The organism is Stakelama sediminis, from assembly GCF_014199335.1.
Lineage (GTDB): Bacteria > Pseudomonadota > Alphaproteobacteria > Sphingomonadales > Sphingomonadaceae > Sphingomonas > Sphingomonas sediminis.
This window is the reverse complement of record NZ_JACIJI010000001.1, coordinates 1006448-1026754: the sequence shown is the minus strand read 5'-3', so window position 1 is coordinate 1026754 and position 20307 is coordinate 1006448. Positions and strand designations below refer to the sequence as shown.

Here is a 20307-nt window from a genome sequence, read left to right as displayed (position 1 = left end):
ACGCGATCAGGCGCCCGCGCGTTGCAGGGCGGCGCGGATGTCTTCCCAGTTGATCGCGTTCTTCACCTGTTCGCCGTTGATGAAGAAGCTGGGCGTGCCGGAAACACCCGCCTGAGTCGCCTTTTCCATCCGGTCGGAAATCTTCTGGAACTTGGCCGGATCGTTGATGCACGACTTCGCCTTGTCCTCGGTCATGCCATGCTGCTTCATAAAGTCGATAATGCCCATTTTCTGGCCGAGCATCAGCGCCATCTGGGTCGGCTTCATCGACTGCATCTGCTGCTGCTCCGCCCTGGACATTCCATCGAGCTTTTTGAGGAAATCGGGCTGGGCGTCGAACATGTCTTCCAGAATCGGGAAGAAGGCCTGATCCGATACGCATTCGCCCAGCATGGTGGGGGCGATGTCGATCGGACCATGGACCAGGAAGTCGCGGAATTCGAGGCTGACCTTGCCGCTGTCGACATAGTCGTTGATCAGCGGTTTATAGCCCGTCTGTTCGAAATGACGGCAGGCCGGGCACAGGCGTGAGCCATATTCGACCAGCTTGATCGGTGCGTTCGGGTTGCCCATCACATGCCCGCCCTCCGGCGTGGCCGATACGACGTCGCTCCATTGCTTGCCGGCAGGCGGTTTCACGCTTGCAACGGGGGTTGCCGAGGAACCGTTACCGATGGCGGAACCGTTGCCGCCGGAACAGGCCGCCAGCAACAGCGCCGGGAACAGGAGTAACAGAAAACGCATCGGGGATATCCTTATCATCTGAAAATCGTGGGGGAATGAATGCGGGTTCAGGCACCGGCCTGTTGCAGCTTCGGCTGCAATTCCTGCCAGTCGAGCGATGTCACGGGCTTGTCGTTGATGGCAAAGGAAGGGGTGCCCTTGATAATCGACCATGCCTTTTTGGTCTGTGCCTTTACCTGATTGAGCAACGCCGCGTCGCTGTAGCAGCGGTTGATCGCGGCATCATCCATTCCGGCCGCTTTTGCAAAGACCGACAGATCGGTATTTTCGGCCATGCTGCGAACGTCCTTCAACGTAAGCTGATCGGGCCTGATCTTCAGCGCAGGCAGCATTTCGGCCTGATACAGCAGCCCCTCTTGCGACTCCATCAGGGCGACATGCGTGGACAGCAGCGCATTGTGCGGGACGCAGCGCACCAGCATCGCCGCCGCGAAATCGAGCGCGTCGCGCGTGGCCGCGTGCATTTCTATCTGCACCTTGCCGTCGCGGACCAGTGTGCCGACCAGATCGGTTTCGGATTCGTTGGTGAAATGCGCGCAGTGCGGACAGGTATACGACAGATATTCGGCCAGCTTCACCGGCGCGGCGGGGTTGCCGACCAGAATCGTGCCCTGCGTATTGATCGAAATGTCGGTGCGCCAGTCCTTTGCCTCGTTCGCGGATAATGCGCTGGCTATGCCGAGCGTCGCCAACAGTGCAAATACCGCAAACACCAGACGCTTCATCAACGAACCTTTCCGATTTTCGGGACGTCCTGTCCCTCTATGCTGGAAGCAAGCGCACCCAGTACCGCGCGCAGTTCAGGATCGGCAATGGCGCGCAGTTCCTTTGGCGAGGCGTCCGCTTCCGTCGGGCGCACGGGGGCGGAGCGTGTCTGCGGCGTCTTGCGGCGCGCGACCTCCCCCTGCCGGAACTGCACGCGCGCAACGGCCGGATAGCCGAAGAAGCGGTTGACGCGTTCGATGATTTCAGGGGCGATATGCTGCATCATCGTGCCGTGCGCGCCCGCGACCGTCAGGGTCAGCACCCCCTGCGACCGTTCCCCGTGCGGAAAGCGCAGCGATTCGGGGGCTGAGACGCGGGCATAGCGTTCGCCGACGATTTCCGCCCAGCGGCTGACCACCGCGCTTTGCACGAAGCCGAAGCGCCGGAATGCCGCGCGCCCGACATTGGGCAGCAGTTCGGAAACCGAGCGGGCATGACCGATCCGGCGGGATTCTTCCGCCTTTGATGGAGTCGATGCGCGCGGGGCTTTCGTCATTGCCGTCCTCCATGCCATAGGCAGTGCGTGCCCGCCAAGCTTCCTTTGACAATCGCATCCGACCTGCTCGCCTGGTATGACGTTCATGCCCGGCAATTGCCCTGGCGCGCGCCACCGGGAACGCCCGCGCCCGACCCTTATCGGGTGTGGCTGTCGGAGGTGATGCTGCAACAGACGCAGGTTGCCACCGTCATCCCCTATTTCGAGGCATTTACGCGCCGCTGGCCCGATTTCCGGGCGCTGGCGGCGGTCGAGGACGGCGAGCTGATGGCCGCATGGGCGGGGCTGGGCTATTATGCCCGCGCGCGCAACCTGCTTGCCTGTGCCCGCGTCGTGGCGAACGATTATGGCGGGGCATTGCCCGATACCGAAGAAGCGCTGCGGAAACTGCCGGGAATCGGCGCTTATACCGCCGCTGCCATCGCCGCGATCGCGTTCGGCAGGCGCGCGGTGGTGGTCGATGCCAATGTCGAGCGCGTGGTCGCGCGGCTGGCAGTGCTCGACACGCCGCTGCCCGCCGCCAAGCCGGAGATTGCGGCGCTGACCGATGGCATCACGCCGGACGATCGGGCGGGCGATTTCGCGCAGGCGATGATGGATCTGGGCGCGACGATCTGCACCGCGCGCGCACCCCGCTGCATGCTGTGTCCGGTACGCGGAGAGTGCGCTGCCTTTGCCCGTGGCGCGCCCGAACAATGGCCCCAAAAGGCACCCCGCCGGGTCAAGCCGCAGCGATACGGGACGATGTTCTGGATCGAGGCGGAGGGCCATGTGCTGCTGGTGCGCCGACCGGACAAGGGGATGCTGGGCGGAATGCTGGCGCTGCCCACCGGGCCATGGGAAGAGGCGCCGCCGGGATTGACGGACGCGCCGATAGAGGCGGACTGGCAGATTGCCGATACGGTGGTTCGTCACGTCTTTACCCACTTCGCACTGGATTGCGCCCTTGCAGAGACGCGGCTGGACCGGCAAACCGATGCTGTTGCGGACGGGCAGTGGTGGCCCCTCCGGGAGATGGATGCGGCGGGCCTGCCGACCCTTTTTGCCAAGGCCGTCGCGAAAATGGAGAAGTAATATGCGTTTCAGCGCGCGAGCCGGTCTGGTTGCATTGATGCTGGCGGGCGCGACCTGTGGTACGGTTGCGAACGCGGCACAGGCGGATCAGGGCTCGCCTGCGGGCGGACCGGACAAGGCGGTCGAGCTGCCGCGCACGGCGGCCTTTGCCAAACAGTTCGTCAATGACGGGCGCGCACCGGGTATCGTCATCGCCGTGGGCAAGGACGATTCGGCGCCGACCTTCATCGCCGACGGTACGCTGGCGCAGAACGGCAAGACGCGGGTGAATGCCGACAGCCTGTGGCGCGTCTATTCGATGACCAAGCCGGTCACCGCGATGGCGGCGATGCTGCTGATTCAGGACGGCAAGCTGAAGCTGGACGAGCCGGTGAGCGATTTCATCCCCGGCTTCAAACAGATGCAGGTGCTCGATACGCCCGACAGCGATTCGCTGGCCAGCCATCCGGCAAAGCACCAGATCACCATTCGCATGCTGATGACGCATACGGCGGGGCTGGGGTACAGCATCATCACCAAGGGGGCGCTGCTGAAAGCCTATGAGCAGAAAGGTATTCTGCCCGGCGCGGTGAATGCGCAGGTCGAGACGAAGATGCGCGCGGTCCGGCCCAAATCGCTGAAAGACTTTGCCGACCGGGTGGCGACCCTGCCGCTGATTGCCGAGCCGGGGACCAAATGGAGCTATTCGATCGGTCTCGACGTGCTGGCACGCGTGGTAGAGGTGGCGAGCGGGGAGCCGTTCGAACAGTTTGTGAAAACGCGCCTGCTCACCCCGCTGAAGATGGAATCGACCTATTGGACGGTGCCCGAGGCACAGGTCGGCCGCCTGACCACCAACTATATGTGGATGGGCGATACGATGGTGCCGATGGACCCGGCGGCGACCTCGGTCTATCTGCAGCCGCCCAGCTTTCCCTATGGCGGCGCGGGGCTGGTGATGTCGGCGCGCGATTACGACCGGTTCCTGCACATGCTGGAAAATGGAGGTACGCTGGACGGGGTGCAGGTGATGAAGCCGGAAACGGTGAAGCTGGCCATGTCCAACCTGTTGCCGCCGGGCGTGACGTTCGATCAGGTGCCGGGGGGAACCGGTGGCGGTGCCGACGCGCCGAAAATGGGTTTCGGCGCGGGCGGTTCGGTCTATCTGCAGGATGTGCCGGGCGGGCCGGGCAAGGGCACCTATGGCTGGGGTGGTGCGGCGGGTACGATCGCCTGGGTCGATCCCGAACATAAGGTGCGCGGCACGGTGATGGTCAATTATTTCCCCGCCGACAAATGGCCGCTGCGGCAGGAAGTGGTGAAGGCGGTTTATGCCGACCTTGCCAAGTGAAGCAGCCCGGCTTTACCGGCGGCACGCTGGATCGCGCCGACCGCCTGCGCCATGACGCCGATGCGCTGGCCGCGGCGATCGCCGACCCGCGTGCCCGATTGCTGAAACTGACGGCGTTCGAGCCGGAGCTGGATGGCGAAGGGCGGCTGGTGTGGTTGCCGATGGACGCGGTGCCGCAAGGAGCGGAACTGGCGCTGCTGGGGCTGGAGGGAGAGGAACCGCGCTTTGCCGCGCGCCTGCCCGATGATCCGGCAGCGGGGCCGCGCACGCCCGAACTGTTCGCGATGCTGGCGGCGATACGCGCGGAGGATGCGGCGCATTATGCCGCCGCGCGCAGCCTGCTCGACTGGCATGCGCGCCATCGTTTCTGCGCCAATTGCGGGTCGATGACGCAGCCGTTCCGCGCGGGCTGGGGACGGCATTGCGGGCAGTGCGGCGCGGAGCATTTCGGCCGGGTCGATCCGGTCGTCATCATGATTGCCGAACATGACGGGCGCGCCCTGCTGGGACGTCAGCCGAGCTGGCCCGCCGGGCGCTATTCGGCGCTCGCCGGGTTTCTGGAGGTCGGCGAATCGATCGAGGAAGCGGTCGCGCGCGAGATCGAGGAGGAAGCGGGCGTGCGGGTCGACAATGTCCGCTATATCGCCAGCCAGCCCTGGCCGTTTCCTTCGTCGCTGATGATCGCCTGCGTCGCGCAGGCCGAGGGCGATGCGATCACGATCGACGCGCATGAGCTGGAAGATGCCCGCTGGTTCACCCGCGATGCCGTGCGCGCGGCGCTGGCCAAAGACCCGGATGCGCCGTTCGGGGCGCCGCCGTCTTACGCCATTGCCCACACGCTGCTGAGCGCATGGGCGGAGGAAGGGGTTGGTGCCGAGAGCGAGCCGGTAGCATAGCGCGCGGGTTCAGGCGCTGGCACCCGCCTCATACCAGCGGCGGGTGCCTTTGACGATCGACACCACCGACAGCATCACCGGCACTTCGACCAGCACGCCGACCACGGTTGCCAGCGCCGCACCCGAATGGAGGCCGAACAGCGAAATCGCCGCCGCGACCGCCAGTTCGAAGAAATTGGACGCGCCGATCAGTGCCGCCGGGGCGGCAACGCACCAGGCGACGCCGAACCGCCGCGACAGCCAATAGGCCAGTCCCGCGTTCAGATAGACCTGCACGATGATCGGCACTGCGATCAGCGCGATGACCAGCGGTTGCCGGAGGATCTGCTCGCCCTGAAACCCGAACAGCAGCACCAGCGTCGCGAGCAGGGCAACGAGCGACACCGGCCCGAAGCGGTGCAGCAGGCGGTCGAGCGCGGGCTGACCGCCGGAGCGCAGCAGTACGCTTCGCAGGATCTGCGCGGCGATGACGGGGATGACGATGTAGAGCGCGACCGACAGCAGCAGGGTGTTCCACGGCACCGTGATGGAGGCGACGCCCAGCAGCAGCGCGACCAGCGGCGCGAACAGGAAGACCATCAGGACATCGTTAAGCGCGACCTGGCTGAGCGTATAGGCGGGGTCGCCGTCGCACAGGCCGGACCACACGAAGACCATCGCGGTGCAGGGTGCCGCGGCAAGCAGGATCAGTCCGGCGATGTAGGAAGTGGCCTGCCCGCCGGGCAGCAGGGGCGCGAACCACCAGCCCAGGAACAGCGTGCCCAGCGCCGCCATCGAAAAGGGCTTCACCGCCCAGTTGACGAACAGGGTGACGCCGACACCCTTCCAGTGCCGGCGTACTGCCCCCAATGCACGGAAGTCGATCTTCAGCAACATGGGGATGATCATCAGCCAGATGAGCACCGCGACGATCAGATTGACGTTGGCGACTTGCGTCGCGGCGATGGTGGCGAAGACACCGGGCAACAGATGGCCAAGTCCGATTCCGGCGATGATGCACAGTACGACCCACACGGTCAGATAGCGTTCGAAAGTGCCGATGGCGGGGCGTTGCGGTTCGGTTGCGAGCGTCGCCATCAGCCTATCCGCTGCCCGACGGTGTCGATCACGGCCTGGCCATCCTCTTTAGTGAAGGCGCCCTGTTGCGGTGTGGGCAGAATGTCGAGCACCTGCTCCGACGGGCGGCAGAGGCGCACGCCGAGCGGCGAAACCACCAGCGGGCGGTTGATCAGGATCGGATGCGCCATCATCGCGTCGATCAGTGCCGTGTCGTCGAGGCTTTCGTCGTCGAGGCCGAGTTCGGCATAGGGCGTGCCCTTTACGCGCAGCAACCGGCGCGGGGTCAGCCCGGAACGCTCGATCAGTTGCAGCAGCATCGCGCGTGTCGGCGGGGTCTTCAGATATTCGATGATGTGCGGCTCGATCCCAGCATTGCGGATCATCGCCAGCGTGTTGCGTGACGTGCCGCATGCGGGATTGTGATAGAGGATGATGTCCATGGCTTGCTCCGTTCAGCAGGCAAGGTCGGCGAGCAGGGGCTCGCACAGGTCGGCGCGCCCCTGACAGCAATCCGTCGCCAGAAACAGGATGAGCGCACGCAATGTGTCGATATCGGCGCATTGAAGATGATGGCGCCCCTGTTTGTGCGAGCGGACCAGCCCGGCCTTTGCCAGCACGGCAAGATGGGTGGAGAAAGTGCTCTGGCTCAGCCCCGTCGCTTCGACCAGTTCACCCGTGGTGCAGCCCTTCGGTGCGTGGCGAACCAGCATACGAAAAGTGTCGAGCCGTGTCGGATGCGACAGCGCGGCAAGGGCGGTGAGAGCCTGTTCCTGATCCATGCATCGGAAATATCCGATGTATTCCGGCCGGTCAATTCCCATCGGAAATTGCCGATGGATTGAGAGGCCGTGGAGTCTATCCGCGTTTACGGGCCTGCGGATAGCTGCCGAGGAGGCGGAGCCATTTGGTCTGGAAGGCGAGTTCCTCCAGCGCCTGATCGACGGCCGGGTCGCCCGGCTTGCCCTCGATATCGCAATAGAATTCGCTGGCCGCGAAGCTGCCCTCACGCTGATAGCTTTCGAGCTTGGTCAGGTTGACGCCGTTGGTCGCAAAGCCGCCCAGCGCCTTGTAGAGAGCGGCAGGCACGTTCTTCACCGCGAACATCAGCGTCGTCATCATCGGGCCGTCATGGTCCTGCCCGGCGGCTTCTCGCGCCAGCACGACGAAGCGGGTGGTGTTGTGGTCGGCATCGGCAATGTCGGTTTCGAACAGCGTCAGGCCGTACAGTTCGGCGGCCTTTGGCGGGGCGAGGGCGGCAATGGCCGGGTCGTTCAGTTCGCGGACCCGTGCCGCGGCCCCCGCCGTATCGGGATAGGTCAGCGGCCCGATCCCCTGTTCGGCGAGCCAGTGGCGGCACTGGCCCAGCGCCTGCGGATGGCTCATCGCCTGACGGATGGCGGCGCGGTCGCCCACGCCCATCAGCGCATGGCGGATCGGCAGGAAGTGCTCACCGGTGATGACCAGACCCGATTCGGGCAGCAGGAAGTGCATGTCGGCGACGCGGCCATGCTGCGAATTCTCGATCGGGATGATCGCGCAGTCGGCGCGTCCTTCGCGTACCGCGTCGATGGCATCGCCGAATCCGAAACAGGGCAAGGGCAGGCCGTCGGGAAAGGCTTCCGCGGCGGCGATGTGCGAATTGGCGCCGGGCGCGCCCTGAAAGGCGACGGCACGATGGGGAGCATCGGCGGCGGCTTTGCTCATGCGCTCGATCAGGGGGCGCGCGGGGGCGGGAAATTCCTGCATGGAAGCGGGCGCTTACCCCCGCTGACCCGTTCAGGCAAGCGTGGCTTGCGATGCGCGGATCGTGCCTCTAAAGGAAATAGTCATAATAAAACAGGACGGGATGATCGGCGGGGGCAATGGACAACCGGACCAATACGATCGCAGGGTGGATTCTGGCGGCTTGTGTGGCGGCCCTGGGCCTTTCCATCGCCAGTGGCATGATCTTCCACGAAGAAAAGCCCGAAAAGATGGGCTATCCCGTCAAATCCGCCGAACCCGAAGGCGGCGGTGCGGCCGCGCCTGAAGTGCCGTTCGCGACGCTGCTCGCCAGTGCCGACCCCGACAAAGGCAAGCAGGTTTTCAACAAATGCGCGGCCTGTCACACGATCAATCAGGGCGGTCCCAACGGCATCGGTCCCAATCTCTATGCCACGGTCGGCGACCCGATCGGGCATGGCAAGCGCGGTTTCGCCTTTTCGGACGCGCTGAAGAACAAGGGTGGAAACTGGACGTTCGACCAGTTGAACGAATGGCTGACCAGTCCGCGCAAGTTCGCGCCCGGCACGAAGATGACCTTTGCCGGATTGCCCAAGGCGCAGGACCGCGCCGACGTCATCGCTTATCTGAATGCGCAGGGATCGAACCTGCCGCTGCCCAAGGCACCCGAAAAGGCGATTGCGGGGGCCGACAATGCCGATGCCCCGGCCAATGATTCGGGGCCGTTGCCGACGGCGGGAATCCAGAACCGGGCGACACTGGCACCCGGCGCGCCGTCCAACGACCCGCAGGCAGCGGTGCAGGCGGCCAAACATCCCGGCGATTGAGGGGGCCTGATCCCCAGCAGCGCGGACCGATTCCGAAATCGGAAACGGTGTGTTCTCGCGGCCATGCGGGCGGAATGCAGACTTTCCGCTAACGTCAAACTTGTGGGCGATAACTAGACGCCGCATTGCGTACTCGGTTGGCATACGCGAGGTACTGATGGCATCTAAGTTTGTGAGGGCGACTAATAGGCCTGTTCTAATCGCGGCTGGAATGGCATTTCTATTTCTTGCCATACGTGACGCACGTGTAGCTATGACGTTCGCCAGACTCTATCGGATCCCATTGCCCATGGTCGCAGGGGCGGTCGTGAAAGATGTCATTTTAGGGGTGGCGCTTCTTTTTGTTTCGATTGGCAGAAGCCAATTCGCAGGTGTTACAGCCGTCATCGCTGCAACTATCTTGATCTTCAGCGTTACACTTAAAATCTTCATTTCACTGATGGTCGAGGGAGGAATTCCTTTATCTTGGTGGAACGGAATTTATCTGGCGCTCGCATTCGCCATGTTGTGGCCTTCGTTTTTTCCTTGGAGCCGCAGTGCTAACAAGCCGGCGCTCTTTTGGATGGCAATGACATTCGGGTTGCTCACGGTTCTTTTGGGCGGCCTCGCCCTTCTTGCGAGGTTATAAGAAAGGGTCCGGAAAAACCCCTGTTCTGTACCACTAACGCTGGCGGCACGATTTTTTGCGCGACTATGCCGCCGCTCGGAAGAACGGTATTGTTATTGGCGAGGGCTTAGCCGAGGTCGATTTCGCCCTTGCGGTTGCGATAGAAGTCCTGGATGATTTCCCAGCCTTCCTCTGCCGTTTCGACGAAGGTGATGAGGTTCAGGTCGCGCGGGCTGATGACGCCTTCGTCGCACAGTGCCTCGAAATTGACGACGCGGTTCCAGAAGTCCTTACCGTAGAACAGCACCGGCATGGGATCGATCTTGCCGGTCTGAATCAGCGTCAGCAGCTCGAAACTCTCATCGAACGTGCCGAAGCCGCCGGGGAACACCGCCACCGCGCGCGCGTGCAGCAGGAAGTGCATCTTGCGCAGCGCGAAGTAATGGAACTGCATGCTCAGCCCCGGCGTGACATAGGGGTTGGGCGCCTGTTCATGCGGCAGGACGATGTTGAGGCCGACCGATTCGGCACCGACATCGGCGGCGCCGCGATTGGCGGCTTCCATGATCGACGGGCCGCCGCCCGAACACACGACGAAATGCCGCTTGCCCGCTTCGTCGAGCGGGAAGTGGCTGGCCAGTTGCGCGAGCTTGCGGGCGACATCGTAATATTTCGACTTGGCGACCAGATTTTCGGCGATCCGCTTGCCCTGATCGTCCTCGGCCATGTCGAGCAGCGCCTGCGCCTTGTCCGGTTCCGGGATGCGGGCCGATCCGTACATTACCAGCGTCGAGGCGATGTGCGCTTCATCGAGGATCAGTTGCGGTTTGAGCAGTTCAAGCTGGAAACGGACGGGGCGCAGATCTTCGCGCAACAGGAAGTCCATGTCCTGAAAGGCGAGGCGATAGGCCGGATCTTCGGTCTGCGGAGTCTGGAGCTGGGTCCGCGCGGTTTCCGCTTCCTGCTGGGCAGGGCGGAAGAGGCGGGACGGAACACGGGTTTCAGTCATTTGCGAGGGGCTTAGCGATTCTCGCCAAAGGTGCAAGCGTCGCGGTGCACGAAGCGGGTCAGCGGCAGAACTTTCCCGGCCCCATGTCAAGGTGCAGATGGTTGTGATGCGCGGCGTTGTAATCGGGGCTGAGGACCGTATCGAAATCGTTGCAGGCGGCGGCATGGATGGTGGTGAGGAAGGCGCGTTCGTTGCCGTCGGACGACCGCCATCCCTGTTCGACGGTGATTCGCCTGCCGTCGCGCAGGACGAAGCCGGAAACGTCGACGGCATTGGCAAAGGCATGTTGCGAAAGGCGACGGGCCGAAGCTGCGCTGCCGCCGATAATGCCGCGACAGGCATAGGTGCCGAAGGTTTCGACACGGGCCACGTCGCTGCCGAAATAGCGTTGCGCGGCCGGGCGCACGGTCTGATTGACCCAGTCGGCAAAAGCAGCGGCGAGCGGGCAGCGCATGGCTTTCAGTCCTGTCACCGGCACCCCGATGTCGAGCAGTTGCACCGCCCCGCGAATCTGGCAGCCGCCGGGATAATCGCGATCCGGCAGCGGCCGGAAGCTGTATCCCGCCCGGGAGAGGTTGGCATAGCATTGGCGCGTCTGGGCGGTAGTGGGCGTCAGGCCGGACTGTGGCGCACGGCGTTCGGGGATCACCCGGCCGCCGCCGAATATACAGCCCGCCAGCAACAGGATCGCCAGCAACGGCGGTATGATCCGGAGCTGTCGGATCATGGCCATGATGCGATCAGGCCGCCGCGCGTTCATCGGCCAGCGCGTCGGCCAGCGTGGTTCCGTCGAGAATGCGTGCGGTTTCGTCGCGCACGCGCGCCATGCTGATGCGGATCGCGCAGCTTGTCTCATCCCTGCAATCCTTGCAGGGCTTGTAGGCGGTGCGGCTGACACAGGGGACCAGCGCCAGCGGCCCTTCGATCACGCGGATCACTTCGCCCAGAGAAATCAGCCCGGTGTCGCGCGACAGGCAGTATCCGCCCGCCTTGCCGCGATGCGAGTGGATCAGGTCGGCGTCGCGCAGATCGGCGAGAATGAGTTCGAGGAATTTGCGCGGAACATTGGCGCTCGCCGCGATCCGGTGCATCGGCACGGGCGGGCCGCCCGCGGGCTGTTCGGCCAGATGCAGCATTGCGCGGAGCGCATAGCGGGAACGCTGGGTCAGCATCGACTGTAGCACCTGCCAGTGAATGTTGCCGATGGGAAGGGCCGCAACCGCTTTTATTTTTGTGCCGGATCCCTATATGCGGTTGTGCCGGTTCGTCCGGCTATGGCGATAAACTGCGGCGTGCAATAGGCGCAGCGGACCCGGGGGCAGTACCCGGCGGCTCCACCACCATCCGCCCGTCCGGCGGTTGATGACGGGGCCGAACCAGGATCGACGTGTGTTGAAAAGCGCAGCTTTCGCCCGGAATGGGACCACCGCAAATGGCCCATATTCACAAGTGCCAACGATAACGAGGCGCTCGCGATTGCGGCCTAATCCAAGACCTCACGGTCTAGATTAGAACGACAAAAGCGCGGTTGGACCACACCGGGCAACAGAAGTGGATTCCAGCGGTTCGGAGGGCACCGGGCAACAGAAGCCCTCCACTTTCGTCAGGGTCGGTCCGCCCTAAATCGGTTACATGCGCGTGCGTTCTGCCGATTGCACGATTGCCGCGCGTCGGCCCGATAGTATTCCAAAACGATATTTTTACTTCCTGTTGCCATAGTCTTCGGCGGACCAAAAGGAAGTTTGATGGCGGACATGCAGACGATGCGCGACTTCGCCCCGACATTGTCGGGCGGAGGTAGCGGTAGCAGCGGAATGGAGGTGCCCGCGGATGCGGCGCGTCCGGCCGTCGCAGCGGCTGATCCCATCGGCATCGTCACCGATGTGGCAGGTGCGTCCAGCCGCGTGGTGCTGAGCCGTGAGCGGATCGAAGCTTTTGCCGATCATGCCGATGACATGCTCGTCAATGCCGGGCGCGTCGGCTCGTTGCTCAAGATGCGCAGCGGGGGCGTCTGGTTGATCGCCAATATCCGCACGCTCAAAATGGCGGAAGGGTGCGATGACCGCATCATCGCCGATATCGATTTTCTGGGCGAAGGGGATGAGGAACGACTGACCGGCAAACTCTACCGCTTCCGCCGCGGTGTTACCCGCTATCCAGTGCCCGGCGCAGAGGTGTATCCGCTCGCCACCGGCGATATGCAGCAGATGTACGCTGCCGACGGGCGGGCGAATGTCGAGATCGGCACCGTCTATCCGACCCGCGACATCCGTGCGGGGCTGTATGTCGATGCCATGCTGGGCAAGCATTTCGCGCTGCTGGGATCGACGGGTACGGGTAAGTCGACGGCGGCGGCGCTGCTGCTGCATCGTATTTGCGACATGGCACCGCGCGGGCATGTGGTGATGATCGACCCGCACGGCGAATATGCCGCCGCGTTCAGCGAAAACGGGGCGCTGTATAATGTCGATAACCTCGCCATGCCCTATTGGCTGATGAATTTCGAGGAACATTGCGAGGTGTTCCTGACCACCAGCGGCGCCACGCGACAATCGGATGCCGATATTCTCGCCAAATGCCTGCTCGCCGCGCGGGCGAAGAACCGGCTGGCGCAGGAGATCGGCAAGCTGACGGTCGATGCGCCGGTGCCCTATCTGTTGTCGGACCTGCTCAACATCCTGACCAATGAAATGGGTCAGATGAACAAGGCGACCGACACCGCCCCCTATCTGCGGATCAAGAGCAAGGTTGAGGAAATCAAGGCCGATCCGCGCTTTTCCTTCATGTTCTCCGGTATGCTGGTCGGCGATACGATGGCGACCTTCCTGTCGCGGATTTTCCGGATGCCGGGGGACGGCAAGCCGATATCGGTGATCGACGTATCCGGCGTGCCGTCCGAAATCACCTCCGTAGTGGTGGCGGTGCTGAGCCGGATGGTGTTCGACTTCGCGATCTGGTCGCGCAACGAACCGCAACACCCCATCCTGCTGGTGTGCGAGGAAGCGCACCGCTATGTTCCCAACGAACGCAACGCCGATAAATCCTCGGTCGGGCGCATCCTCAGCCGGATTGCGAAGGAAGGCCGCAAATATGGCGTTTCTCTCGGCCTGATTACCCAGCGGCCCAGCGATCTGGCCGAAGGCGTGCTGTCGCAATGCGGCACCATCCTTGCCATGCGCCTGAACAACGACCGCGACCAGGCGCATGTCCGTGCGGCCATGCCCGAAGGTGCGCGCGGGTTCCTCGACACCATTCCGGCGCTGCGCAACCGGGAGTGTATCGTCTGCGGCGAAGGTGTGGCGACCCCGGTCCGGGTGAGTTTCGATACGCTGGAAGAATCGCGCCGACCCGCTTCGAGCGACCCGCTCTTCTCCGACTTGTGGCGTCAGGGCGGCGGTGAGGAGCAGATCATCGAACGCACGGTCAAGCGCTGGCGCGCGCAGGGGCGCTAGGACGGATCGCCATTCAGCCCTGATGGCCTGCAAAAGGCGGCTTTCCGTGCTTCCGGTGCTCACCTACTGAAAGTACGCTGCGCGCCGGGTCACGAAAATTCACCATATTGTTCTACGAACGTCTGCGACTCCGTCACATCATCTTCTGAATGTCGATCCGTCTTAAACCGTCCGCCTCTGTTTCTTTCAGGAGCGTTTCGACCCGCCCCGCCAGTCAAGACAGGTCCAGCCGCGTTCGCCCGCGAGCCGTTTCAGCGGGTCATGCGCGTTGACGGCAAAGGCTTCATCCGCCCATGCCAGTGCCGGTGCATCGGACACATGGTCGCTGTAAAAGCGGATATGGGCGTTCGCCCGGTCGATCCCTTCCGCTGCCATCCAGTCGCGGATCATCGCCAGCTTGGCATGGCCATAGCAATTTTCGCCCTCGATCTTCGGCAGGAGGTCGCCGTCGGGCGCGTAGCGCGATTCGGTGGCGACCACGTCGTCGAAGCCCAGCCGTGCAGCGATTTCCGCCGCGTAAAAGCGGTAGGATGCGGTTGCCAGTACCAGCCGGTATCCCGCCGCGCGATCGGCACGAATACGGTCCAGCGCACCGGCCAGAATGCCTTTTTCCATGACCGTATCGGCGAAAGCGCGGGCAAGCGCCTGACGATCCTCCGGGCCAATCCGGCCGCCGACGATCAGCCGTTGCGTGATCTGCTTGAGCCGTGCCCGGTCAATGACCTTCAGCATATAGCCGGCGCTTGCCAGCATCGCCATCGGCAGCAGCGCCAGCCGCCAGGGCGCGCGGGCGCGGGCGGTATGGATCAGAAACGGCGTCCAGGTGGGCGCGCGCGTGATCGTCTTGTCCATATCGTAAATGGCGAGTTTGACGGACGGCATGGCGGTGCTGATCACGGGTTTCGCGGATATTGTCCAGTGCTGCGAAGCGGAAAATAAACGCTTCCGTTTCGCTATCGTCTTGCTGTCGCGACGTAAATGCCCGATGGAGGGCGACGATGACCGCAATGGCCGACTTTCAGATCGACGGGAGCGTGCTGCGTTTCAGCGGCGACGTGTCGCTCGCGCATATCGGCGATTTGCCGGAACGGCTGAATGCCGTCGATTCGCCGATCGAGAGTATCGACCTGAGTTCGACACAGCGACTGGATACGGTCGGCGCATGGGTGATCCACCGGTTCGCCGAGCAGCATCAGGCACGAATCGAAGGGCTGGAGCCGGATCAGGAACACCTGATGGCACAGGTGGTGAAAGCCGATCAGCCGGTGGTGAAGCCCCGAAACGAGCTGCCCCCGTTTCTGCGCGTCCTAGATGAGATCGGTGAGGCAACCGCAACCGCGCTCAAAACACTGGTCGGGCTATTGGGCTTTATGGGCGCTACGGTGCTCGCGTTCCTGAACGTCTTGAGGCACCCCAGCCGTTTTCGATTCAACGCCACGGTACAGCGATTCGAGGTCGTCGGCGTGTCGGCGCTGGGCATTATCGGGCTGATGAGTTTCCTGATCGGTATCGTGATTGCGCAGCAGGGCGCGGTGCAGCTTCGCCAGTTCGGTGCCGAGGCGCTGACGATCAATCTGGTCGGACGGATTACCCTGCGGGAACTGGGCGTGCTGATGACCGCGATCATGGTTGCCGGGCGTTCGGGATCGGCCTTTGCGGCCCAGCTCGGCACGATGAAGCTGACCGAGGAAATCGACGCGATGCGTACGATCGGCGTGTCGCCGATGGAGGCGCTGGTGGTGCCCCGTACGCTGGCGGCGGTGCTGATGATGCCGTTGCTGGGCTTTTACGCCTCGGTCATCGCGATTATCGGCGGCGGGGTGCTGTGCTGGGTGTCGCTGGGAATCCCGCCGGTCACTTTTGTCCAGCGGCTGCATGAGGTGGTGCCGATCACTGACCTGTATGTCGGACTGGTCAAGGCACCGGTATTCGGTGCGATCATCGCCATCGCCGGTTGTTTTCAGGGCATGCAGGTCGAAGCTGACGCGGAACAGGTCGGCAACCGCACGACTTCTGCGGTGGTGCAGGCCATCTTCCTCGTCATCGTGCTCGACGCGTTCTTCGCCGTTTTCTTTACATGGATCGGCTGGATATGAGCGACGATATCGTCATTTCGGTGCGCGGCCTGAAAAACGCGTTCGGCGAGCAGGTCGTGCATGAAAATCTCGACCTTGACGTCCATCGTGGCGAAATTCTGGGCGTCGTCGGCGGATCGGGCACCGGTAAATCGGTGCTGATGCGTTCGATTATCGGGTTGCAGCCGCCGGTCGAAGGCGAGATTTCGGTGTTCGGCGAACCGATGGCCCACCTGTCCGAAAGTGAGGCACTGGAGATTCGCAAACGCTGGGGCGTGCTGTTTCAGGGCGGAGCGTTGTTTTCGACGCTGACGGTGGCCGAAAATGTGCAGGTGCCGCTGCGCGAATTCTATCCGAAACTCGATCTGGCACTGATGGACGAAATCGCCGCGTACAAGATCATCATGGCCGGCCTGCCCGCAGATGCGGGGCCGAAATTCCCGGCAGAACTGTCGGGTGGGATGAAGAAACGTGCAGGCATCGCACGCGCGCTGGCGCTCGACCCGGAACTGCTGTTTCTCGACGAGCCGACGGCGGGGCTGGACCCCATCGGTGCCGCCGGATTCGACGAACTGACCAAATCGTTGCAGAAGACACTGGGGCTGACGGTGTTTCTGATCACCCATGATCTCGATACACTCTATGCGATTTGTGACCGGGTAGCGGTGCTGGCCGACAAAAGAGTGATTGCGGTGGGGACCATCGACGAACTTCTTGCGTTGGATCACCCGTGGATCGAACAATATTTCAAGGGGCCACGCGGACGCGCAGCCGTGGCCGCTGCGCACGCCGGAGGATAGACAGGGATGGAAACAAGATCGAACCATGTGCTGGTCGGCGCGGTCGTTCTGATCCTGCTGGCGATGCTGGCATTGTTCACCGTATGGATGGCGCGCCTGAACGGGCCGTCCGCCAGCGATTATGACATCTTCTTCAAACAGTCGGTCGACGGCCTCGCCAAGGGGTCGACGGTCACCTATTCGGGCGTTCCTGCCGGACAGGTGAAACAGATCGCGCTGTTCAAGCAGGATCCGCAATTCGTGCGGGTGCGGATCAGCATCAACGACGATATCCCGATTTTGCGGGGCACGACCGCGACCGTGCAAAGTTCCTTTACCGGCACAAGCACGATCGAGCTGGATGGTGCAGTGAAGGGAGCGCCGCCGATTGTCTGCCCCCAACAGAACAGACACGCGGCCTGCCCGCTGGGCGTTCCGGTCATTCCGACCAAGGTCAGCGGATTCGGGGCGGTGCTGAACTCCGCGCCAAAGCTGTTCGAGCGGCTGACGTCGCTGACCGAGCGGCTGACCGAATTGCTATCGGATAAGAATCAGGCGTCGATTGCGGGGATTCTCGAAAACACCGACCGGTTGACCAAGGCGCTGGCCGATCGCGGCCCTGAAATCGCCGCAACGCTGGCGCAGACCCGCATCGCGGTTAAGCAGGCGGGCGATGCCGCGGAGAAGATCGGCGATCTGGCGCAGACCACCAATGGTGTGTTGTCGAGCGATGTGAAGCCCGCCATGGCCAATCTGAACAAGGCCATTCAATCCGCCCAAAAAAGCATGGATACGCTGAACGGCACGATTCAGGATGCGCGGCCGGGCGTGAAGACCTTCTCCGACCGTACCGTTCCGGAGATCAACCAGCTTGTGCATGATCTGCGCGAAACTTCCGAATCGCTGAAATCGATTGCGCAAAAGGTCAATCAGGGCGGCGCCACCTCTATATTGGGGCCGCAGAAGCTGCCGGACTACAAGCCGAAGGATTCGAAACAGTGAGCATCGCCACCAAGACTCTGCCCGCGCTTGCCCTGCTCGCCCTGCTGGGCGGGTGCGTCAAATTCGGCAGCAATCCTCCGCCGTCGCTGCTGACGCTCGACAGCGCCGCCCAGACGCCGGTGGGGCAGGTGCGCAGTTCAGGATCCAGTCCGACGATCGTCGTCGATGTGCCGACCGTGTCGCAGGAACTGGCGGTGCAGCGCGTGCCGGTGCGGGCGACCGACACCTCGATCGCCTATATCAAGGATGCGCAATGGGTGGAGCCGCCCGCGCAACTGTTCGCGACGCTGCTGGGCGACACGATTTCGGCACGCACCGGGCACGTCGTGCTGGGGTCGTCGCAATCGGCGATTGTGCCGGGCGAGGAACTGGCCGGGTCGCTGCGCGACTTCGGGATCGATGCCGCCAGCAAGGAAGCGGTGGTGACCTATGACGCGGCGCTGATGCACAGCAGCCCGCAAAGCGTCGAGAAGCGCCGCTTTCAGGCACGGGTGCCGGTGAACACTATCGATGCGGCGGATGCCGGTCGTGCGCTCAATCAGGCCGCCAATCAGGTTGCAACACAGGTCGCCGACTGGATCGGGAAGTAACGCTTTATCCGGGCGTCCTGCGGGTCTCAAGCGGCACGTTGCACAGATCGGCACCTCCCGCGGGCACGGTAAAGAACGGCGGCTGCCGGTTTTCACGCGCCCTGATATAAGCGGCGAAGCGGGGATTGTCGGTCGCGCGATACTGATAGTGCGGCTGTTCCGCCGCCGGCAGGTCGGTGCCGAGCCGGACGCTGACGATCTTCACCCGCCGTTTCGGATCGGCATAGAAGCCCATTTCCCCTTTGCCGCGCGGTAAGGCCGACAGATTGTCCATCCCGTCGATGACGCGTCCCACCAGCGCGATATTGCGATCCAGATGACGCGGCGCATGGCCGATCACGGTATAGAGGTCGCCGCCGCTGCCCGTGCTGGGGGCCAGATCGCGCGCGACGCCGACCATGCCATAGCAATGGGTCAGCCATTGTTCCGTGCCATTGCTCGCCAGCGGCCAGCCATCGGCGCTGAACCCGTCGATCGCGGCATAGGGATCGCGCCGCGACATGCGCGCGGCAAGCGGTCTGGCAGGCCATTCATATTCGGCCGGGGGATTGGCGATGACCCCGGCGGGCAGCGGTTTCTTCTCAGTCGCGTCGCCCCATTGGGTGACGTAGTTATCCTGCACCCGATAGACGGTTTCGCCGTCCCACCAGTGCGCGTGGGCAAGCTTGCGGATATTGGTGACATGCGCGGGCGCATATTCCGGCGCGAGTCGGATGACCACGCGACCCCCGTCCGCCAGCGTCATTACCAGCAGATTGTTCTCCGGAATCGCATGCCAGTCGGATGCAATCGGTGCGTCGGCTTTGGGCGCGGCGGTGGCCGGAGCGGGCAGGAGCGCGAGCAGCGCAAGGATAGAGGTCAGCATGGAAAAGATGCTGGCACGTGCCTTGTTGCAAGGCAATCGTTCAGCACGCTTGCACAAGCGGACATCAGGCCTTAGTGGAAGCGCCCTTCCAGTGCATGCGGAGCGGTGGCCGAGTGGTCGAAGGCGCTCGCCTGGAAAGTGAGTATACGGCAAAACCGTATCGAGGGTTCGAATCCCTCCCGCTCCGCCATTTATGGATATAAATCAGTTGCTTATCCGGATAAGCCTGGTGCCGGTCACCTTAAATTAGCGCTTAATAGGCTATGGGAAGCTTCAACGCGCGAACCTCGTCGATCAACTGGCCAACAGCTTCTTCGGTATGGCCCATTTCGCCACCGCCGGATATTGGCTCAAATTTGTCCACGCGGCCCAGGCGGCACCCCGCGCCGCCGACCACATGTCCAAGTTATTGAAAAGGTGGTGAGCCCTGCTGGGTTCGAACCAGCGACCTACTGATTAAAAGTCAGTTGCTCTACCGACTGAGCTAAGGGCCCCCATGGGAAGGGTGCAGGTAAGGCCGCTTTGCGCTGCGGTCAACCGTGTCTGCGCCGATTGGCGAGTTGTTTGATGGTCCGGTGGGTGATCGGGTCGCGCCAGGCCGGGGCGATGGCGTTCAGCGGGTCGAGTACGAAACGCCGTTCGCGAAAAGCGGGATGGGGGATGACGAGGCCGCGTCCTTCCCAGCACCCCTCCGACCACAGGATGATGTCGAGATCGAGCGGGCGCGTGCCCCAGCGCTGTCCGCGCCGCCTGCCGAAGTGACGTTCCATGGCTTTGAGCCGGTCGAGCATTTCCGGTGGCGACAGGGCACTTTCGATCAGCACCGCGGCATTGGCGAAGCGACGGACAGACGGGCCGAGCGGGGCGCTGTCGATGATCGGCGAAACCGCCGTCACGCCTTCCAGCATGGCCATTGCGGCGCGCAGCGTGGCGCGCGGCGTACCATAGCGGGTAGCCCGGTTCGATCCCAGCGCGATGGCATAGCTTGCGGCCGTCATGTCCACCTCCTATCCCG

23 protein-coding genes, 2 tRNA genes and 1 other RNA gene are annotated in these 20307 nt (G+C 63.1%); 12 read left to right on the top strand and 14 right to left on the bottom strand.

The genetic code is table 11. The features are described 5' to 3' along the window. Positions 1-6 precede the first annotated feature (6 nt). Genes FHR23_RS05280 through FHR23_RS05270 form a run of 3 tightly spaced genes read right to left on the bottom strand, consistent with a single transcriptional unit; the run spans position 7 to position 2005 of the window. Positions 7-744: a DsbA family protein gene (locus FHR23_RS05280; protein WP_184001825.1), complete on the bottom strand. Its 738-nt coding sequence runs from the start codon at positions 742-744 to the stop codon at positions 7-9. Between the two features lie 47 nt (positions 745-791). Then, entirely contained in the window at positions 792-1469 is a 678-nt protein-coding gene (locus tag FHR23_RS05275) for a DsbA family protein (protein ID WP_184001824.1), read from the bottom strand. Beyond that, on the bottom strand, positions 1469-2005 hold the full coding sequence (locus FHR23_RS05270) for a DUF721 domain-containing protein (protein WP_184001823.1): 537 nt from the start codon (positions 2003-2005) through the stop codon (positions 1469-1471). The genes FHR23_RS05275 and FHR23_RS05270 overlap by 1 nt, the downstream gene beginning before the upstream one ends. A 27-nt stretch (positions 2006-2032) precedes the next feature. Between FHR23_RS05270 and FHR23_RS05265 the strand changes: the two genes are divergently transcribed. The 3 genes from FHR23_RS05265 to nudC are packed head-to-tail and all read left to right on the top strand — an operon-like array spanning position 2033 to position 5305. Next, positions 2033-3079: an NUDIX domain-containing protein gene (locus tag FHR23_RS05265; protein WP_184001822.1), complete on the top strand. Its 1047-nt coding sequence runs from the start codon at positions 2033-2035 to the stop codon at positions 3077-3079. Between the two features lies 1 nt (position 3080). Further along, complete coding sequence (locus FHR23_RS05260; RefSeq protein WP_246359686.1) at positions 3081-4409, top strand: serine hydrolase domain-containing protein; 1329 nt, start codon at positions 3081-3083, stop codon at positions 4407-4409. Next, positions 4355-5305 carry an NAD(+) diphosphatase gene (nudC, locus tag FHR23_RS05255; protein ID WP_221227345.1) on the top strand — a complete coding sequence of 317 codons (951 nt, stop codon included), beginning with the start codon at positions 4355-4357 and terminating at the stop codon, positions 5303-5305. The genes FHR23_RS05260 and nudC overlap by 55 nt, the downstream gene beginning before the upstream one ends. 9 nt (positions 5306-5314) lie before the next feature. Here nudC and arsB read toward each other — a convergent pair whose 3' ends face one another. The 4 genes from arsB to FHR23_RS05235 form a co-directional block, all read right to left on the bottom strand. Continuing rightward, entirely contained in the window at positions 5315-6382 is a 1068-nt protein-coding gene (arsB, locus tag FHR23_RS05250) for an ACR3 family arsenite efflux transporter (protein ID WP_184001820.1), read from the bottom strand. Further along, complete coding sequence (gene arsC / locus FHR23_RS05245) at positions 6382-6804, bottom strand: arsenate reductase (glutaredoxin) (protein WP_184001819.1); 423 nt, start codon at positions 6802-6804, stop codon at positions 6382-6384. Before arsC ends, arsB begins: the two co-directional genes overlap by 1 nt. Before the next feature lie 12 nt (positions 6805-6816). Then, positions 6817-7143 carry an ArsR/SmtB family transcription factor gene (locus FHR23_RS05240; protein ID WP_184001818.1) on the bottom strand — a complete coding sequence of 109 codons (327 nt, stop codon included), beginning with the start codon at positions 7141-7143 and terminating at the stop codon, positions 6817-6819. A 76-nt stretch (positions 7144-7219) separates the two neighbouring features. Next, positions 7220-8110 (bottom strand): prephenate dehydratase, encoded by an 891-nt coding sequence (locus tag FHR23_RS05235; protein ID WP_184001817.1) that lies wholly within the window; start codon positions 8108-8110, stop codon positions 7220-7222. Between the two features lie 116 nt (positions 8111-8226). Between FHR23_RS05235 and FHR23_RS05230 the strand changes: the two genes are divergently transcribed. Together FHR23_RS05230 and FHR23_RS05225 are read left to right on the top strand one after the other, a co-directional pair. Then, positions 8227-8913 (top strand): c-type cytochrome, encoded by a 687-nt coding sequence (locus FHR23_RS05230; RefSeq protein WP_184001816.1) that lies wholly within the window; start codon positions 8227-8229, stop codon positions 8911-8913. Between the two features lie 307 nt (positions 8914-9220). Further along, positions 9221-9541, top strand: coding sequence for a hypothetical protein (locus tag FHR23_RS05225; protein ID WP_184001815.1), 321 nt, complete (start codon positions 9221-9223; stop codon positions 9539-9541). Between the two features lie 106 nt (positions 9542-9647). Here the strand turns inward: FHR23_RS05225 and FHR23_RS05220 are convergent, their stop codons facing one another. The 3 genes from FHR23_RS05220 to FHR23_RS05210 are packed head-to-tail and all read right to left on the bottom strand — an operon-like array spanning position 9648 to position 11701. After that, a complete protein-coding gene (locus tag FHR23_RS05220; protein ID WP_184001814.1) occupies positions 9648-10529 on the bottom strand; it encodes an LOG family protein in 882 nt (293 codons plus the stop codon). Between the two features lie 58 nt (positions 10530-10587). Further along, a complete protein-coding gene (locus tag FHR23_RS05215) occupies positions 10588-11256 on the bottom strand; it encodes an extensin-like domain-containing protein (RefSeq protein ID WP_184001813.1) in 669 nt (222 codons plus the stop codon). Positions 11257-11269: 13 nt separating this feature from the next. Next, on the bottom strand, positions 11270-11701 hold the full coding sequence (locus FHR23_RS05210; RefSeq protein WP_184001812.1) for an RrF2 family transcriptional regulator: 432 nt from the start codon (positions 11699-11701) through the stop codon (positions 11270-11272). 47 nt (positions 11702-11748) lie between these two features. On the opposite strand from FHR23_RS05210, the gene ssrA reads away from it, so the two are divergent. Together ssrA and FHR23_RS05200 are read left to right on the top strand one after the other, a co-directional pair. Continuing rightward, positions 11749-12089: a transfer-messenger RNA gene (gene ssrA / locus FHR23_RS05205) on the top strand. A gap of 254 nt (positions 12090-12343) precedes the next feature. Further along, positions 12344-13981: an ATP-binding protein gene (locus FHR23_RS05200; RefSeq protein ID WP_246359746.1), complete on the top strand. Its 1638-nt coding sequence runs from the start codon at positions 12344-12346 to the stop codon at positions 13979-13981. Positions 13982-14167: 186 nt separating this feature from the next. On the opposite strand, the gene FHR23_RS05195 is transcribed toward FHR23_RS05200, so the two are convergent. Further along, positions 14168-14863 (bottom strand): HAD family hydrolase, encoded by a 696-nt coding sequence (locus FHR23_RS05195; protein ID WP_184002196.1) that lies wholly within the window; start codon positions 14861-14863, stop codon positions 14168-14170. A 116-nt stretch (positions 14864-14979) separates the two neighbouring features. Between FHR23_RS05195 and FHR23_RS05190 the strand changes: the two genes are divergently transcribed. The 4 genes from FHR23_RS05190 to FHR23_RS05175 are packed head-to-tail and all read left to right on the top strand — an operon-like array spanning position 14980 to position 18427. After that, the gene (locus FHR23_RS05190; RefSeq protein WP_184001810.1) at positions 14980-16077 is read left to right on the top strand and encodes an ABC transporter permease; all 1098 of its coding nucleotides are present in this window, start codon (positions 14980-14982) and stop codon (positions 16075-16077) included. After that, the gene (locus FHR23_RS05185; RefSeq protein WP_184001809.1) at positions 16074-16856 is read left to right on the top strand and encodes an ABC transporter ATP-binding protein; all 783 of its coding nucleotides are present in this window, start codon (positions 16074-16076) and stop codon (positions 16854-16856) included. The genes FHR23_RS05190 and FHR23_RS05185 overlap by 4 nt, the downstream gene beginning before the upstream one ends. A 6-nt stretch (positions 16857-16862) precedes the next feature. After that, complete coding sequence (locus FHR23_RS05180) at positions 16863-17837, top strand: MlaD family protein (RefSeq protein WP_184001808.1); 975 nt, start codon at positions 16863-16865, stop codon at positions 17835-17837. Beyond that, entirely contained in the window at positions 17834-18427 is a 594-nt protein-coding gene (locus FHR23_RS05175; RefSeq protein WP_343043006.1) for an ABC-type transport auxiliary lipoprotein family protein, read from the top strand. Before FHR23_RS05180 ends, FHR23_RS05175 begins: the two co-directional genes overlap by 4 nt. Before the next feature lie 4 nt (positions 18428-18431). Here the strand turns inward: FHR23_RS05175 and FHR23_RS05170 are convergent, their stop codons facing one another. Then, the gene (locus FHR23_RS05170) at positions 18432-19292 is read right to left on the bottom strand and encodes a peptidylprolyl isomerase (protein WP_184001807.1); all 861 of its coding nucleotides are present in this window, start codon (positions 19290-19292) and stop codon (positions 18432-18434) included. Positions 19293-19391: 99 nt separating this feature from the next. Between FHR23_RS05170 and FHR23_RS05165 the strand changes: the two genes are divergently transcribed. Continuing rightward, positions 19392-19482 (top strand) — tRNA-Ser (locus tag FHR23_RS05165). Between the two features lie 228 nt (positions 19483-19710). Here FHR23_RS05165 and FHR23_RS05160 read toward each other — a convergent pair. Both FHR23_RS05160 and folK read right to left on the bottom strand, forming a co-directional pair. Continuing rightward, positions 19711-19786, bottom strand: a tRNA-Lys gene (locus tag FHR23_RS05160). Between the two features lie 39 nt (positions 19787-19825). After that, the gene (gene folK, locus FHR23_RS05155; RefSeq protein ID WP_184001806.1) at positions 19826-20290 is read right to left on the bottom strand and encodes a 2-amino-4-hydroxy-6-hydroxymethyldihydropteridine diphosphokinase; all 465 of its coding nucleotides are present in this window, start codon (positions 20288-20290) and stop codon (positions 19826-19828) included. Positions 20291-20307: the final 17 nt, after the last annotated feature.